This window comes from Streptomyces sp. NRRL WC-3618 (genome assembly GCF_001280005.1).
Classification (GTDB): Bacteria; Actinomycetota; Actinomycetes; order Streptomycetales; family Streptomycetaceae; genus Streptomyces.
On the sequence record NZ_LGDW01000068.1, the window covers coordinates 1 to 16799 of the forward strand.

13 protein-coding genes and 1 other RNA gene are annotated in these 16799 nt (G+C 71.2%); 2 read left to right on the forward strand and 12 right to left on the reverse strand.

What is annotated here, in order from left to right:
• The 8 genes from ADL01_RS09685 to ftsE form a co-directional block, all read right to left on the reverse strand.
• On the reverse strand, window positions 1-1345 hold a 1345-nt coding region (locus ADL01_RS09685; protein ID WP_053741513.1), incomplete at its 3' end, for an NAD(P)H-hydrate epimerase.
• Window positions 1346-1419: 74 nt separating this feature from the next.
• A complete protein-coding gene (locus ADL01_RS09690; RefSeq protein WP_053741514.1) occupies window positions 1420-1791 on the reverse strand; it encodes a holo-ACP synthase in 372 nt (123 codons plus the stop codon).
• A gap of 81 nt (window positions 1792-1872) precedes the next feature.
• Complete coding sequence (locus ADL01_RS09695) at window positions 1873-2373, reverse strand: hypothetical protein (protein WP_234354572.1); 501 nt, start codon at window positions 2371-2373, stop codon at window positions 1873-1875.
• A gap of 200 nt (window positions 2374-2573) precedes the next feature.
• Window positions 2574-2974, reverse strand: a transfer-messenger RNA (tmRNA) gene (gene ssrA / locus ADL01_RS40995).
• A 143-nt stretch (window positions 2975-3117) separates the two neighbouring features.
• The gene (gene smpB, locus ADL01_RS09700; protein ID WP_053741515.1) at window positions 3118-3600 is read right to left on the reverse strand and encodes an SsrA-binding protein SmpB; all 483 of its coding nucleotides are present in this window, start codon (window positions 3598-3600) and stop codon (window positions 3118-3120) included.
• Window positions 3601-3667: 67 nt separating this feature from the next.
• Complete coding sequence (locus tag ADL01_RS09705; protein ID WP_053741516.1) at window positions 3668-4846, reverse strand: S41 family peptidase; 1179 nt, start codon at window positions 4844-4846, stop codon at window positions 3668-3670.
• Window positions 4847-4913: 67 nt separating this feature from the next.
• Window positions 4914-5834, reverse strand: a complete 921-nt coding sequence (ftsX, locus tag ADL01_RS09710) for a permease-like cell division protein FtsX (protein ID WP_053741517.1) — start codon at window positions 5832-5834, stop codon at window positions 4914-4916.
• A gap of 45 nt (window positions 5835-5879) precedes the next feature.
• Window positions 5880-6569: a cell division ATP-binding protein FtsE gene (ftsE, locus tag ADL01_RS09715; protein WP_053741518.1), complete on the reverse strand. Its 690-nt coding sequence runs from the start codon at window positions 6567-6569 to the stop codon at window positions 5880-5882.
• 275 nt (window positions 6570-6844) lie between these two features.
• On the opposite strand from ftsE, the gene ADL01_RS09720 reads away from it, so the two are divergent.
• Window positions 6845-7036 carry a hypothetical protein gene (locus ADL01_RS09720; RefSeq protein ID WP_053741519.1) on the forward strand — a complete coding sequence of 64 codons (192 nt, stop codon included), beginning with the start codon at window positions 6845-6847 and terminating at the stop codon, window positions 7034-7036.
• Window positions 7037-7173: 137 nt separating this feature from the next.
• Here the strand turns inward: ADL01_RS09720 and ADL01_RS09725 are convergent, their stop codons facing one another.
• The 4 genes from ADL01_RS09725 to ADL01_RS09740 form a co-directional block, all read right to left on the reverse strand.
• Window positions 7174-7830 carry a hypothetical protein gene (locus tag ADL01_RS09725; RefSeq protein ID WP_053741520.1) on the reverse strand — a complete coding sequence of 219 codons (657 nt, stop codon included), beginning with the start codon at window positions 7828-7830 and terminating at the stop codon, window positions 7174-7176.
• A gap of 286 nt (window positions 7831-8116) precedes the next feature.
• Window positions 8117-9223, reverse strand: coding sequence for a peptide chain release factor 2 (gene prfB / locus ADL01_RS09730; RefSeq protein WP_053741521.1), 1107 nt, complete (start codon window positions 9221-9223; stop codon window positions 8117-8119).
• 258 nt (window positions 9224-9481) lie between these two features.
• A complete protein-coding gene (locus tag ADL01_RS09735; RefSeq protein ID WP_053741522.1) occupies window positions 9482-10759 on the reverse strand; it encodes a serine/threonine-protein kinase in 1278 nt (425 codons plus the stop codon).
• 361 nt (window positions 10760-11120) lie between these two features.
• Window positions 11121-12857, reverse strand: a complete 1737-nt coding sequence (locus ADL01_RS09740; RefSeq protein WP_053741523.1) for a serine/threonine-protein kinase — start codon at window positions 12855-12857, stop codon at window positions 11121-11123.
• 484 nt (window positions 12858-13341) lie between these two features.
• On the opposite strand from ADL01_RS09740, the gene ADL01_RS09745 reads away from it, so the two are divergent.
• The coding region (locus ADL01_RS09745) for an FHA domain-containing protein (RefSeq protein WP_078960415.1) at window positions 13342-16799 on the forward strand (3458 nt) is incomplete at its 3' end.

Here is a 16799-nt window from a genome sequence, read left to right on the forward strand (position 1 = left end):
CCCCCACACTCCCCGCGTCCAACGCCGAAAGCCCCGCCGCAAGCAACGACCCACTCAGCCCGGACAGCACATCCCCACTACCCGCGGTGGCAAGCCACCCCGTCCCGGTCGCGTTCACCCGCACGGCACCACCACCACCCACCGAGTCCGCGACCAACGTGCTCGACCCCTTGAGAAGAACCGTCGCGCCATACCGCGCGGCAATCTCCCGCACCGCCGCCAACCGCGCCCCCTCGACCTCCGCCCGGCCCACCCCGAGCAGCGCGGCGGCCTCCCCGGCATGGGGGGTCATCAGCGTCGGCGCGGTACGCCCCCGCACCGCCCCCCGATCCGCCAGCCGCAGCCCGTCCGCGTCGATCAGCACGGGTACGTCCGCCTCCAGCGCCTCGGCGACCGTGCCGGCGTCGTCCCCGACCCCGGGCCCCACGACCCACGCCTGCACCCGCCCCGCCTTGTGCGGCCCCTGGTCGGACACGAGCGCCTCGGGAAAGCGGGCGATCACCGCGTCGGCCGCCGGCCCCACGTACCGCACGGCCCCGGCGCCGCCCCGCAGCGCTCCGGCCACGGCGAGCACGGCGGCCCCCGGATACCGCGCCGAGCCCGCCGCGATCCCGACGACGCCCCGCCGGTACTTGTCGCTCTCGACGCCGGGCACCGGCAACAGCCGGGCGACGTCCGCGTGTTGCAACGCCTCCAGCTCGGGCGCCGCGGGCAGCACCTCCCCGAGCCCGATGTCGACGAGCCGCACGGTCCCGGCGTACTCCCGCGCCGGGTCGATGAGAAGCCCCGGCTTGTGGGTCCCGAAGGTCACGGTCAGGTCGGCCCGAATCGCCGCCCCGGGCACCTCACCGCTGTCGGCGTCGACCCCGCTGGGCAGATCGACGGCGACGACGGCGACCCCCGCCTCCCGCACCGCTTCCACCAACGGCAGGGCATCGTCCCGCAGTCCACCCCGCCCCCCGATCCCGACGATGCCGTCGACGACGAGGTCGGCGCGACGAATCGCCCCCTCGCCATCACCGGAACCGGCCCCGGAAACCACCGTCCCGCCCGCTGCCCTCAGCGCCGCGAGCCCCCCGGCGTGCGTGCGCTCCGGCGCGAGCAGCACCGCCGTGACGCCCGCTCCGCGCCGGGCGAGCCGGGCACCGGCGTACAGGGCGTCGCCCCCGTTGTCGCCGCTGCCGACGAACAGGACGACCCGGCTGCCGTACACCCGCCCCATCAACTGACCGCAGGCGACGGCCAGTCCGGCCGCCGCGCGCTGCATGAGCGCACCCTCCGGCAACCGCGCCATCAGCTCACGCTCGGCCGCCCGTACCGTCTCCACGCTGTACGCAGTTCGCATGGTCCGAGTCTCCCGCACGACCCACCACCCGGCCCGCCGCACACGGGCCGCACCCTGGACAGAGCGCCCTACCCCTACCCCTCCGCCACCACGACAGCCGATGCCACGCCCGCGTCATGACTGAGCGACACATGCCACGACTGCACCCCGAGTTCGGCGGCACGCGCCGCCACCGTCCCCGTCACCCGCAGCCAGGGCCGCCCGCTGTCCTCGACGCAGACCTCCGCGTCCGTCCAGAGGAGCCCGGCCGGGGCGCCCAGCGCCTTGGCGAGCGCCTCCTTGGCGGCGAACCGGGCAGCCAGCGAGGCAACACCGCGCCGCTCACCACTGGGCAGCAGCAACTCGCTCTCCAGAAACAGCCGTTGGACCAGCCCGGGCGTCCGCTCCATGGACACCGCGAACCGGTCGATCTCCGCCACATCGATACCGACCCCGATGATGCTCATGCCGAGAACCTTATGGCGAGGCGATCACCTGGACAGCTCAGACAGTTCGCCGGAGCGCTGCCGTCACCGCATCGACGACGGTCAGCCCTGTTCCGGATCGCTCGGCACGGACTCCGGATCCCCGGCAAACAGGTCCTCCGCGCACGCTACCGTCCGGGAACGCTCCAGCCAGGTGTCGATCCGGTCGAGATCGGTGCAGGTGGTGATGCGTTCGCGCACGTCGTCCGGTACGGAGATGCCACGCACCTCCAGCACGAGCAGGATCCCCTTGCCTCCCCCCTTGGCTTTGCCTTTGGCCTCTCCTTCGAGATAGGCCGTCTCACGAACCGTCCCCCGGCCGGGGAAGTAGCTGACGAACGACATGATGTCCTTCCATTTCTTTCCTGCTGGTGTCTTACCCAGGGTGAGTTCCAGGAAGTCGAAGAAGTACTCGGCAGTGTCGGGATCGGTTTGCCGCATTTCCTGCAGAACGGCGCCGATTACCTCCAGTATGACGTCGCCGTCGCGGCTGCGGGCGTGTGCCAGGGCGGAAAGTACGGCCAGCGGGAGGTTCTTGGCCACGGTCCTGACATCCGTGATCACCGGCAGATTGTCAGGCCCGGCGACCAACGGATAAACCCGTAGAGCAGTCCAGCCTCGCGTGCCGCACTCAAAGGGGCCGGCCTTCCCCGCTCCCCGTCCGGACGAGATTCTCCGCCTACCGACAAGGGCTGACGCGCAGGCACGCCAAGAGCCCCGTCGCTCGTAAGCGACGGGGCTCTTGGCACTGCATAACATGGGAATTGTGGAGATGGCGGGAATCGAACCCGCGTCCAACGGTGCGGAATCAGGGCTTCTCCGTGTGCAGTTCGCTGTGCTTTTCTTGGCCCCGGCGATCACGCGAACAAGTCGCCGACGGGCCCAGTCACTGTTAGATTTCCCTCTTCACCCCGTGACCGGGATCAAGGTTTAGTCCCCTAGCTGATGCCAGGATCCGGGTCGGGAACACTCCCGGGCTGACACTCCCTTTAGTAAGGAGCAGTCCACTCGCTACCTAATCAGGCAGCGAGGTGGAACTGCGCCTTGGAAGAATCGCTGTTTGAATTGGCGATTATTTTTTTCGGCCTGTGGTTTACGAGATCATGGCCGCTTCCTCGACACGCTTCACCTGCTTCGACAGCCGCTGTCGAAACCGATCATCCCCATGTTGTTTTTTCAAGCCCTCCGAAGAGGAGTCCTCCGAGGAGGACCATGCACCCTCGGTGAGGTGCGATCGCCATCGTACGTGACCAACGCGCGCGCGTGCCACCAATATTCCCGCCCGCCGGTCGCGCCGCCGCGCGGGTGCTACGCGTGCTGCTGCCTGCGCCGCACCGCCGAGACCGCCTTGTCCGTCTCGCGACGGTCCTGCTTCTCCCGCAGTGTCTGTCGCTTGTCGTACTCCTTCTTGCCTCGCGCCAGCGCGATCTCGATCTTCGCCCGGCCGTCCTTGAAGTACAGGGCGAGGGGCACGATCGCGTGACCCGACTCCTGCGACTTCGACTCCAGTTTCTCGATCTCCGCGCGGTGCAGCAGCAGCTTCCGCTTGCGCCGGGCGCTGTGGTTGGTCCAGGTGCCCTGACTGTACTCCGGCACATGCACGTTGTGCAGCCACGCCTCGTGCCCGTCGAGCTGCACGAAGCCGTCGACGAGTGAGGCCCGCCCCTGGCGCAGCGACTTCACCTCGGTACCGGTGAGGACCAGACCGGCCTCGTAGGTGTCGATGATGGCGTAGTCGTGGCGCGCCTTCTTGTTCTGGGCGATCAGCTTGCGCCCTTTTTCCTTAGCCATAGTGCCGCCATTTTCGCACCATGAGGGCGCCGGAAGGAAAGTCGATTACCTGGAGACCAGGAGGGCGCTACGAGGGATCGCCCAGGCCGCTCAGCACGGTCTCCGCCTGCTCCAGTGCGCCCCGGTCGGCGTCGAGGTCCGGGGTGAGGCCCACCCCGTCGACGCCACGCCCCGAAGGGGTGCGGTAGTGGCCGACGGTCAGTTCCGCGACGGAGCCGTCGGGCAGCCGGCTCGGCATCTGCACCGAGCCCTTGCCGAAGGTCCGCGAGCCCACGACGACCGCCCGGCCACGGTCCTGGAGGGCGCCGGTGAGCAGCTCGGCCGCGCTCATCGTGCCGCCGTCGACGAGCGCGACCAGGGGTCTGGTGGTGTCGCCGCCCGGTTCGGCGTGCAGGGCGCGCTGCTCACCGTTGACGTCGTACGTGGCGACGAGGCCGCCGTCGAGGAAGGCGGAGGCGGCGGTGACGGCCTCGGTGACCAGGCCGCCTGAGTTGCCGCGCAGGTCGAGAATGATCCCGGCGCCGGGACGGGCCGCCCGTACGGCGGTGCGCACCACGTCGCCGACGCCCTTGGTGAAGGCGGAGACCTGGATGACGGTGACCTTGCTCTCGGCGACCTGCCGGACGGTCGCGGAGTCCGTGGAGAGCTGTGCCCGGCGTACGGTCTCGCTCCACGCGCGCGTGCCGCGTTGCAGTCCGAGCCGGACGGTCGTACCGGCGGCCGCGTCCTGCCCGTCGCCGCGCAGTAAGGAGACGACCTCGGTGACCGGCTGCCCGTCGACCTTCTTGCCGTCCACGCTCCGCAGCCGGTCGCCGCTACGGATCCCGGCGTCGGCCGCGGGCGACCCGGACCGCACCCGGGTGACCTCGATCCGGCCGTCCCGCTCACGCCGCGCCCACAGCCCGACGCCCGTGTACCGGCCGTCGAGGGCCTCCTCCAGCTCCTCGTACTCCCCCGGTGAGTACACCGCCGCCCAGCGGTCCCCGCTGCGGCTGACGGCGCGCTCGGCGGCCTCCATGGGGGACTTGCCGGCGGCCATGGCCGCGGCGGCAGCTGCGGCGACGTCCTCGTGGTGCCCGGTGGGGGCGGCAGGACGGGCCGTGTCCGGGAGGGAGGCCCTGCGCTCGGCGGGCTCGGGGAACGAGCCGGTGGCCGCGCCGGCGACCAGGACACCGGCGAAGAGCAACGTCAGAGCCGCCCCGCGGCCTGCGCGGCGGGGCTGTGTGAACAGGTCGCGGCCCGACATGCCGGTGAGTCTAGGACAACGCGAAGGGCCGTACGGTCTGTTGACCGAACGGCCCCCTTGGCATGCGTCACACCTTCAGGTACTTGCGCAACGCGAAGAACGCGGCAAGCGCGGGCATCAGCAGACTCGTCGCGAGGATGAGCGGAAGCTTGGTGAGTACGGCGTCCCAGCCGATGAAGTTGATCAGGTTCAGCTTCTCGGACAGGGCCAGCCCGTGATCGATGATGAAGTACCGCGCGACCAGCAGGAAGGCACAGGCCACACCGCCACCGATCAGCCCGGCGACGGCGGCCTCCATGATGAACGGCGCCTGAATGTAGAACCCGGAGGCACCGACGAGCCGCATGATCCCGGTCTCACGCCGACGGCTGAACGCGGACACACGCACGGTGTTGACGATCAGCATCAGCGCGACGACGAGCATCAGCGCCATCACCGCCCGGGCGGCCCAGTTCATGCCGTTGAGCAACCCGAAGAGGTTGTCAAGGATGCCTTTCTGGTCCTGCACGGACTGCACACCGTCACGCCCGTCGAAGGCGGTCGCGATGACCTGGTACTTCTCCGGGTCCTTGAGCTTGATCCGGTACGACTCCTGCATCTGGTCCGGGGTGAGCGAACTGGCCAGCGGGGAGTCGCCGAACTGCTCCTTGTAGTGCTTGTAGGCCTGGTCCGCGGACTCGTACGTCACCGCCTGGACGACCGAGTTCATCTTCTTCAGATCAGCGAGGATCTGCGTCTTCTGTTCGCTGGTCACCGCGCCCTTGGCACAGTTCGGGTCGGACTCGGCATCGCTCTTGTTGCAGAGGAACACCGAGACGTTGACCTTGTCGTACCAGTAGCCCTTCATCGTGCTGACCTGGTCGCTCATCAGGAGCGACCCGCCGAACAGGGCGAGGGAGAGGGCGACGGAGACGACGACGGCGAACGTCATCGTCAGATTGCGACGGAGACCGACACCGATCTCCGACAGTACGAACTGGGCGCGCATGGCGTGCTCAAGCCTTTCCGAGAACTCCGAGAACTCCGAGGACTGTCAGTGCTGGTAGCCGTAGACGCCGCGCGCCTGGTCGCGGACGAGACGGCCCTTCTCCAGCTCGATGACGCGCTTGCGCATCTGGTCCACGATGTTCTGGTCGTGCGTCGCCATCACCACGGTCGTGCCCGTCCGGTTGATCCGGTCGAGCAGCTTCATGATGCCGACGGAGGTCTGAGGGTCGAGGTTGCCGGTCGGCTCGTCGGCGATCAGCAGTTTGGGCCGGTTGACGAAGGCCCTCGCGATGGCGACGCGCTGCTGCTCACCACCGGACAGCTCACCGGGCATCCGCTCCTCCTTGCCGCCGAGGCCGACGAGGTCGAGCACCTGGGGCACGGACTTGCGGATCTCGCCCTTCGACTTGCCGATGACTTCCTGGGCGAAGGCGACGTTCTCGGCGACCGTCTTGTTCGGCAGCAGCCGGAAGTCCTGGAACACCGTCCCCAGCTGGCGCCGCATCTGCGGCACCTTCCAGTTGGACAGGCGCGCGAGGTCCTTGCCGAGGACGTGCACCTGGCCGTGGCTGGCGCGCTCCTCGCGGAGGATCAGCCGCAGGAAGGTGGACTTTCCGGAGCCGGAGGACCCGACGAGGAAGATGAACTCACCCTTCTCGACCTCCAGGGTGACATCCCTGAGAGCGGGGTGGTTCTGCTTGGGGTAGACCTTGGAGACGCTGTCGAATCGGATCACGGATACACCACGGACCATCGGGGGCAGGTGACGGTGACCATACGCGAACCGAGCACCGCAGTGCAGGCAGGGGAGTGCTTTACACAAGGGTTGTGCCCTTTTATGCCGGTCGGCGGGCGGCCGCGCGACCTCGACTGAGCCGTGGAAGCGCGGGGCAGGATAAGGCGGACCGCGCCGAAATCCGCGGAACCTGTCACAGTGGAGCGTGGAGTCGGGAACGGTTGCGGTCCCGGAAACGTTGTGTAAGCGGAAGCGGTGCAAGGAGGGCGAGGCGCATGACGTACGACCGATTGGTGTGCGCGAACTGCGCGGCGCCCGTGAGCGAGGGGCGCTGTCACGTCTGCCGGGCCAACCGCGAGCGGTTGCAGCAGGAGAGCCCGTTCGCCGGACTCAACCCGATGGCGCTGATCGCGCTGCTGGCGGTGCTGATAGCCGCACTGGCGCTGGTGGCGCACCAGACGGCGTAGTCCGAGCGCGGACGCGACGGCAGGCGAAGTGCCGGTCACCCTCGCAGGACATCACAGGACACACCAAGGGCCCGGAGCGGCGAAGCTCCGGGCCCTTGTGTGTACGTACTACGTACTACTGGGTACGGCGGGTGCTACTAGGCTGCGGCGCCGCCACGGCCGCCCACGAGGCGCGGGAGAACGCGGAAGGCGATACCGCCGGCGATCATCGTGGCCGCACCGATGATCAGGAAGGTCGTCTCGGCGGCACCGGTCTCGGCGAGCTCGGGGCCCGAACCCTGGGCCGCGGTCTCCGAGCCCGTGTCGGTGAGGGCCGAGGTGCCCTCTTCCTGGACGGAGGCGTTCGAGCCGCCGTCGGGGTCGGCGTTGTTGCCACCGTCGGTGTCCGTACCGGAACCGTTGCCGTTTCCAGAACCGTTGCCGTTGCCGTTGCCGGCGTCGCCGGTCGGATCGTCGGACGGGTCGTCCTCGGCGGGCTCACTCGGCTCGGTGGAGGGCTCCTCCGGCTCCGAGGGCTCCGGGGCGGCCGTGGTGGGGGCCGGCTGCGAAGGCGTCGGGATAACCGGAGAGGGGTCGGGTTCCGGCGTCGCCGGAACACTCGGGAGCTCGGTCGAGGGAGGGGTCGGGTCCGGAACCGGGTCCGGAACCGGGTCAGGGCTCGGCGTACCGGCGCAGATACCGAGCAGGTCGCACTCGTCGGCGGAGGCGATGCCCGCGGTCGTCAGCGAGGCACCGGCGGCGATCACCACGCCGGCGGCTATTCGGGCGACACGAATCCGCGTCTTCTTGGTCATATGGCTGCTACCCCCAGTAGCTGTTCGTCAGGTGGAGCCGCGTCGGGGCGGTGATCGACGGGGCGGCAAGCAAAGCCCCCCGGTTCACATGCGCCCCAGAGATACGCATGCCGAGCTCACCTTTTCGATTTTCCAAGTGCACGTCAAGGTCGTTGCGCGCGCAATGTCCCCTTGTTCCACCCTTGCCGCACATCGGACCCTGTGAGTGTGATGTAAAATCCAGACATCCCCAGACACGAAGCAACCGCCGCCCGGTGGGCGGCGGTTGCTTTGTCGATAAGGAGTTCTACTTCTCCTGCTGCTTGCGCCAGCGAATTCCGGCTTCGAGGAAACCGTCGATCTCACCGTTGAACACGGACTCCGGGTTGCCCACTTCGAATTCCGTCCGCAGGTCCTTGACCATCTGGTACGGGTGCAGGACGTACGAACGCATCTGGTTGCCCCAGGAGTTGCCGCCGTCGCCCTTGAGGGCGTTCATCTTGGCCTGCTCCTCCTGACGGCGCCGGTCGAGGAGCTTGGCCTGGAGCACGTTCATCGCGGAGGCCTTGTTCTGGATCTGCGACCGCTCGTTCTGGCAGGAGACGACGATGCCCGTGGGGAGGTGGGTCAGCCGCACCGCGGAGTCGGTGGTGTTGACGCCCTGACCGCCGGGGCCGGACGAACGGTAGACGTCCACCCGCAGCTCGGACTCGTCGATCTCGATGTGATCGGTCGTCTCGACGACCGGCAGGATCTCCACACCGGCGAACGAGGTCTGCCGACGGCCCTGGTTGTCGAAGGGCGAGATGCGTACGAGGCGATGCGTGCCCTGCTCCACGGACAGCGTCCCGTAGGCGTACGGCACCTGGACGGCGAAGGTGGTCGACTTGATGCCGGCCTCTTCGGCGTACGACGTCTCGTAGACCTCGGTCTTGTAGCCCTTCTGCTCGGCCCACCGCAGGTACATCCGCTGCAGCTTCTCGGCGAAGTCGGCGGCGTCCACGCCACCGGCCTCCGCGCGGATGTTGACGAGAGCCTCACGGGCGTCGTACTCGCCGGAGAGGAGAGTACGGACCTCCATCTCGTCGAGGGCCTTCCTGACGGAGGTGAGCTCCGTCTCGGCCTCGGCGCGGGTGTCCGGGTCGTCCTCCTCCTCGGCCATCTCGAAGAGCACGCTCAGATCGTCGATCCGGCCGCGCAGCGCCTCGGCCTTCCTCACCTCCGCCTGGAGGTGGGAGAGCTTGCTGGTGATCTTCTGCGCTTCCTCCGGGTCGTCCCACAGGGACGGCGCTGCCGCCTGCTCCTCGAGCACGGCGACATCTGCCCTCAGCTTGTCGAGGTCCAGGACGGCCTCGATCGACTCCATGGTCGAGGAGAGGGACTTGAGCTCTTCGGATACATCGACGACTGCCACGACACCAGCGTAACGGCTCCGCCGAGCGGCAGGTTTTCGGCGCCGTTTCTTTGGCCTGGGAGGCCACAGAGACCGTGTTTCCCACCCACCAGCCCGTTTGCCGCTTCCATCAAGCCCGGGCCCAGGCCTCTCAGCCCGTCCGGCGTTTGAGGACGAGGCCCCTTCAGGGCCGACAGCGGGGGTCCGCGGGCGGCAGCCCCCGTGGGGGTCCCCCCTCTGGGGGAGGGACGGGTAAGGGCGGCGGGGGCGAAAATCCCCTCACGGCGCCGCCGGTGCCGAGTTTCTCGTGTCCTGCGGGGGCGCCCCCGCGTCGTCGCCCGACGTGGCCAGCCACGCACCGACCCCGACCGCCGCCACCAGCACCACCCCCGCCGCCCCCAACGCGACCCTGCGCCGCCGCGCCGAAGCACGATGCCGCGCCGACCCCGGCCGCGGCGCACCCGCAGGCCGCGGCACACGCGCCGTCCCCAGCGCCCCGCCCGCCAGCTCGTCCGGCCCGGGCACCCGCATCGACGTATGCGTGTCCCGGTTGGAGTCCGGCTTCGTACCCCGCACCAGGGGCACCGCCCCCCGCCGCACCCGCTCCCCCGTCGGCACGGCCACCTCGTCGTACGCCTCGTCCCGCGCACCGGGACCCTGACCGTGCCCGGGGCCCTGCCCGGACTCCGCGCCGTCCTCCGCATCGGGCTCGTCCACGTCCAGCGGCGGCATCCCCACCAGCAACGGCAACTGCTCCCGCAGCCGCACCCCCAGCTCCGATGCCCGCAACCGCGACGCCGGCGCCTTCGCCAGACACTGCACGAGCAGCTGCCACAGTTCCTCGGGGATCCCGGGGAGCGGTACCACCGTCTCCGTCACGTGCCTGCGCAGGACCGCGCCCGGGTGACCGCCACCGAAGGGCGTGAAGCCGGCCAGCAGCTCGTACAGGACGGTCGCCAGCGCGTAGATGTCGACCGCCGCGCGCGGAGGCAGGCCCTCGACGATCTCCGGCGCCAGATAGTCCGGCGTACCGATGATCTTCGTGGCCCGGGTCCGGCGCGGTGAGTCGATCAGTTTCGCGACGCCGAAGTCCGTCAGGAGGGCGGGGTGCGAGCCGCCGGGTCCCAGCGGGCCCTGCATGTCCAGCAGGACGTTCTCCGGCTTCACGTCGCGGTGCACGACCCCCGCGGCGTGCGCGGCGGCCAGCCCGTCCGCGACGTCGGCCACTATCGCGACCGCGGCCTCGGGGGCGAGCCTGCGCTCGCGGTCGAGCCGGGTGCGCAGGTCCGTACCTCGCACCAGGTCCATGACGAGCGCGAGGTCGTTGCCGTCGACCACCAGGTCCCGTACGGACACGATGTTCGGATGTTCGAGGCCGAGCAGCGCGGTCCGCTCCTGCACGAAGCGTCCGACGAGCTCCTGGTCCGACGCCAGGTCCTCACGCAACAGCTTGACGGCGACCGGCCCCTCGGGACCCTCGCCCAGCCACACCGTGCCGGCGCTGCCCCGCCCCAGGATCTGGTTGGCGGTGTACCGGCTGCCGATCTTCCGTGCCAAGACTGCTCCTACAGACGCGTGTTGCCGACGCGGCGCCGATCCGGGGCGTGACACCAACGGCTGCGCCGCGGGCCCCCGGGCCTCCAGCCGACAGACCTCAGCCGACCGACCTCGACCTCAGCCGATAAAACTACGCGTCCGAAGCCCCAACCTTCACCGCCGGGACGGAAATCACCCGCCAGGTGTCGACAAATCCCCAGAGTCGCACCGGAATCACAGCCGCAACACCGCCCACTTGATCCTCAAATGCCCCGGATATCCCTGATTGCCCGACCGGAGCAGCCAGGAGAGCCAGGGCAACCGGGACACACCCGCGCACCACCGGGACACACCCGCGCGCCCCCGGCCCTCGGCCCCCGGGTCAGTTCCCGGCACCCCCAGAGCCTCCAGAGCCTCCAGAGCCCCCGGAATCACCGCTGAGCTTCCCCACCCACCCGCTGACCGTGTCGATCCAGTCACCGAGCTGCGCGAAGAACCCCTTCGTCGATCCGACCCACTCCTGCAGCGGGCTCAGTTCCCAGATCAGCCACGCGGCGACGAACAGGATGACGATCGTGAACAGGCATCCCTTGAGGCAGCCGAGCCCGGGGATCTTCATCGGGTTGGCGCTGCGCTGCCGGGGTTCCCTCGGCTCGCGCGGCGGCCGTGCCTCGGGCTGATGAGGGCGCTGGGGGGCGGGAGCGGGCGCGGGCGGGGCGTACCGCTGCGGCTGCTGGTGCTGGGGCGCGTACTGCTGGTGCTGAGGCGGCTGCCCCGGCCCCTGCGGATACCCGTATCCGGGCTGCGGCTGCGGCCCCCGCTGCTGCTGACGAGACGGCGGCTGCTGCTGGGGCTGTTGCTGCGGCGGCCGGCCCGGCTGGCGCTGGGGACGGCGGCGCAGCGGGTCGTCGCCCGGGTCCAGGTACTGGACCTGGGTCTGTTCGTTGCGGTCCCGGGCGGCACGCAGCTGGTTCTGCCAGGGGTGCGGGTCCTCGGAGCCCGCGCCGGGGCCCGGGGACTGGTTCTGCGGTACGGGCGGCATGACGGCCGTGGGATCCGGGGCACCCATGGCACCCATCCCCACGGGACCCGGCACCCCGGTGTGCGGCAGAACGCTGGTGGCGGCGTTCGGGTCGTACGCGCCCGGGGCGCCCGCGCTGTGCGGCAGCACCTGGGTCGGGTCGCCCGCGCCGGGCACCGCGGTCGGCGCCGGGTCCGGTGCGAGCAGGTGGACGACCCCCTCGGCCGCCGCGATCTGCATCGAGTTGGAGTGGACGCCGATGCCCTCGGCGACGACGCGCAGCCCGCGCGCGAGGTTCTCGGCGCTGGGCCGTTCGTCCGGGTTCTTGCGCAGGCAGCGCTCGATGACCGTCCACAGGGGTTCGGGCACGGTCGAGGGGCGGCGCGGCTCGGCGGTGAGGTGCTGGTGCAGTACCTCGAGGGCGGACCCGCCACCGAACGGCGGACGGCCGGTGACCAGCTCGTACATGAGGATGCCGGCGCCGTAGATGTCGACGGCGGAGGTCTGCGGACGGCCTTCGGCGGACTCCGGGGCGACGTACGCGGGCGTGCCGACGAACTCGTGGGTGCGGGTGAGGCCCGGGGAGTCGGCTAGGCGGGCGATGCCGAAGTCGGTGAGCATCGGGTGCATCCGGCCGTTGTCCTGCATGAGCAGGACGTTGGCGGGCTTCAGGTCCCGGTGCACGACACCGTCGGCGTGGCTGACGGCGAGCGCGTCGGCGATCTGGGCGGTGAGGAGGGCGGCGGCGACCGGCGTGAAGGGACCGTTCTCCCGCAGGTACCGGTGCAGGTCGGGCCCGTCGATCAGGTCCATGACCAGCGCCAGCAGATCGCCCTCGACCACCAGGTCCCGTACGCGGACGATGTTCGGGTGGATCAGCCGCAGCAGCACGGACCGCTCGCGCAGGAAGCGCATCACGATGTCCGCGTCGTTTGCGAGCTCCTCCTTGAGGACCTTGATCGCCACGGTCTCGCCGGGCTGGCCGGGCACGGCCGCCTCGGCTCCCGCGGTCTCCCTCTGGCGGGCGCGCCAGACGGTGCCTGTGGCGCCGCGTCCCAGCGGCTCCTCAAGGAGGTACTTGCTCCCTACCGGCCGCACGTCATGGCTCCCTTACATACGTACATCACGTACACGGTCTTCCGACCCACTGTAGTGCCGCGTTCCCCGGACACCCTGGGCGACGGACGCCACCCACAGGGGGCTACGTACGGGTTCCTTCGCGCGTTCGACGCGAAGAGGCTGGAAGGAAGAGGCTGGAAAATCGTCGGAAAGTCGATGGGAAAGACGTCCCGACCGTCGCCTCGGTTGCCGAATCCCGAACGTGACCGATCTCAAACCGATTACCAAACCGATCCCAAACGGACAGCCGTCAGCCACTGGTCAGGCACTTTTGCGGGCAGAGGTGACCATTCAAGATCACTTATGGGTGGGGGGCGGGCGCGTTGTCAGTGGCAGGTGCGAGGATGCCTCCAGTACTGGCCTACGTGCTCGTGTGCGGTGGGGGAAGTCCGCGGTGGTGGGACCCGTGGCGTGGCTTCGTCCTCCTTTCCGGGTGTCCGCGCAGAAGGGACCGCTGACGGCGATGCAGATCCGGTTGACCGTCGTAGACCCACTGGGGCCGCCCTCGGAGCCGTGGGCGCGTGCCGCGAGTCGCGATGTGCTGGTCACCGCTCCCGCCGGCACGGCGCTCGCCTCGGTCGCCTCGGCCCTCGCGTCGGTCGTCGTGGGCGACGGGGGTTCGGCGCCGCCCGAGCGAGGCCGGGAGCGCGAGAGCGGCGGCGCGGTGGTGCTCTACGCGGGTGACCAGCGCCTCGACGCCCAGCGCTGCACCCTCGGCGAGCCGCCGCTGATCGACGGCGCGGTGCTCGCCCTCGGTACGCCCGCGGAGCCCGAACCCCACCCCGAGGCCGACGAGGTGGCGGCCCAGCTGCACGTGGTCGCGGGACCGGACGCGGGCGGGGTCCACCTCCTGCACGGCGGCCAGATCACCATCGGCCGCTCCGCCGACGCCGACGTCCCGCTGGACGACCCGGACGTCTCCCGGCTGCACTGCGCGGTCACGGTCTCGGAGGACGGCCGCATAGCGGTCGCGGACCTCAACTCCACGAACGGTACGACGTTGTCCGGCACCCGCCTCGGGACCCGCCCGGTCCGTCTCGCGCCGGGCGCGCTGCTGCGCATCGGCGAGTCGGCCCTGCGGCTGACACCGCCCGGGGACGCGGGCGCCCGCGTGGGCACGACCCCCGACGGCGAGGGCCACGTGCGCGTGAGCGTCGCCGAAGGACGCGCGAGGGCCGCGGGACGCCCGGCGGCGGAGCCGGGAAGCCCCGAGGGCGACGACCAGGACCCCCACGGAAGCCGGCTCTCCTCGCCGTCCCACGCGCGCGTGGGACGGCGGCACGGCGGCACGGCGAAACCGCCCTCCGGGGAGACCCATCACGCCTACGGTTCGGCGGGCTGGGCATCCTCGGATGCCTCCAGCCCGGCAGCCTCCAGCCCGGCAGCCTCCGACCCGGCGCAGGCCACGCAGCCGCTCGTTCCCGGACAGGGCCGGGCACCCCGGATCGAGAGCCGGAAGGCCACGGGTACGGCCGGTGACACCCATGGGGCCGGGTTCTCCGTACCGCGGCCGGTGTCCGGGGCAGCCCCGGTACCGCAGGCACGCCCGCACGACGAGGGCGCGGATGAGGCGGAGGCCTCGACCCCCAGCTCCGGACGCAAGGGAACGCCCCTCAGGGGGACGGATGTTCCGCAGGGTGTGCGCAGGCGCGGCGGCCTCTCCAAGTGGGCGCGGCGGCTGACCGGCGGGCGCGCGGAGCAGGAGACGACCGAGGGCGAGGTGTACGCCGACGAGGGGCCGGTGTCCGACCAGGCCGCCCCGGAGTTCGCGGACGCCCCGTCGCACGCACCGGAGCGCTGGCCCGACCCGGCGACGCTGCTGCTCACGGCCCTGGGCCCCGGCCCCCGGCTCTGGGAGCGCGGCCCGGGTCATCCGGAAGCGCTCACGGTCCGGCTGGGTACGGCGGACCGCGCGGCCCCCGACGGCTCGGGGCTGCTGCCCGCCGTACCGGTGACCGCCGGGCTGCGTGAGGTCGGGGCGCTGGGGCTGGCGGGGCCGCGCGCGCGGCTCGCGGGGCTGGCCCGCGCGGTGGTGGCCCAGCTGACGGCGCTGCACTCCCCGGAGGCCCTGGAAGTCGTCCTGATCAGCACGGACCGCGCGCGTACCCCCGAGGAGCGCACCGCCGAGTGGTCGTGGCTCGGCTGGCTCCCCCATCTGCGCCCCGGCCACGGCCAGGACTGCCGCCTCCTGCTCGCCTACGACCGCGAACAGGCCACGGCCCGCACCGACGAACTCCTGCGCCGCCTCGAGGACCACGACACGGAGGCGATGGCGCAGAGCCTCGCCTCCGGCGACGGAGAAGCGGACCCGGGCGACCGGGGCGCACCCCAGGGCGCGGCCAGGCGGCCTTCCTGGGCCCGGGACGACGACCCCGCCGAGTCGGCGGACGGTTTCGTGGGGCCGTACACCGTGGTCGTCGTGGACGGCGACCCGGGCGGCGCGGCGGTCCGGGAGGCCGTCGCGCGGCTGGCGCAGGAGGGACCCCGGGCCGGGATCCACGTCGTGTGCCTCGCGGAGACGGAGGCGGCGTCGCCCGCGTCTCCGGTGACGGAGACGTACGAGGCGGCGTGCGCGGCCTCACCGCCGTTCCGTGAGTGCGGGGCGGTGGCGCTGCTCAGCGGCGACGTGGCCACGGCCCTGCATGTGATGCGGGTGGCCCGGACGGGGGTGCCCGCGCCCGGCCGGGAGGGGTCCGGGTCCGGCCGGGAGGGGTCCCGGTCCGCCGACACCGACTTCGGCTTCGACTTCGACGACCCGGGCGAATCCGGTGACGGCTTCGGCGGTGCGACGGGCCGGACGACCGCCGGGAGCGCGGGCCTGGTCGGACAGGGCTCTGTCGCCGCCGTGGACGCGGTGTCCCTGGCGTGGGCCGAGCGGTTCGCGCGGGCGCTGGCTCCGCTGCGCACCGACGGTGCCACCGGGGGCCGGCAGCAGCGGGTCTCCGCGCCGTTGCCACAAGCGGCGCGGCTGCTCGACGAGTTGGGGCTGGCCCGGGCCACCCCGGCGTCCCTGATGGCCCGCTGGGCGGACGCCGCCGACGACACCGAGACGCTCGGCGGCCGTGCCTGGGCCGTACTCGGCGCCGGTCCGCGCGGCCCCGTAGGCGTGGACCTCGCGGCCGAGGGACCGCACCTGCTGATCGAGGGGCCGCCCGGCAGCGGGCGTACGGAGTTGCTGCGGGCGGTCGTCGCGTCGCTGGCCGCCGCCGAGCGGCCCGACCGGCTGGGCATCGTGCTGATGGACGGCCGGGACGGCACCGGTGGAAGCAGTGGCAGTGGTGGCGGGGCCACGCAGCACGGGGAGGGGCTGCGGGTGTGTACCGACCTTCCGCATGTCACCACTCACCTCACGGCCAACGACCCTGTCCGGATGCGGGAGTTCGCCCAGTCGCTGAGCGCCGAACTGAAACGGCGGGCCGAGTTGCTCGGTCGGGTCGGTTTCGCCGAGTGGCACACCGGGCGCGAACTGTCCGGCCGGATCGGGCCGCAGCGGTCCAAGTCCGGTTCGGGCACGCCCGGTTCGGTGAGCGCGGGCGCGGGTGCGGGAGAGGGCGCCGGGGATCTCGATTCGCCGCCCAGTTCGACGATGAGGTTGCGGCCGGCGGCGAGTCGGCGGCGTACGGAGATACCGCCACTGGCCCGGCTCGTGGTGGTCGTCGACGACCTGGACGCGTTGGTGTCGCCGCCGCTGGGGTCTCCGGGGCGGCCGTCGGCGGGGTCCGTGGTGCGGGCGTTGGAGGCGGTGGCCCGGGAGGGCGAGCGGCTCGGGGTGCATCTGGTGGCCGCGGCGGGCGTCGGCGGGCGCACCGCGGAGACGGAACTGGCCCGGGGGGCCGCGCTGCGGGCCGTCCTGGACGCGCCGGCGCCGGGGCCGGACGAACCCGCGGCCGGGCGGGGGCGGTTGAGCGGGGCGGACGGGAG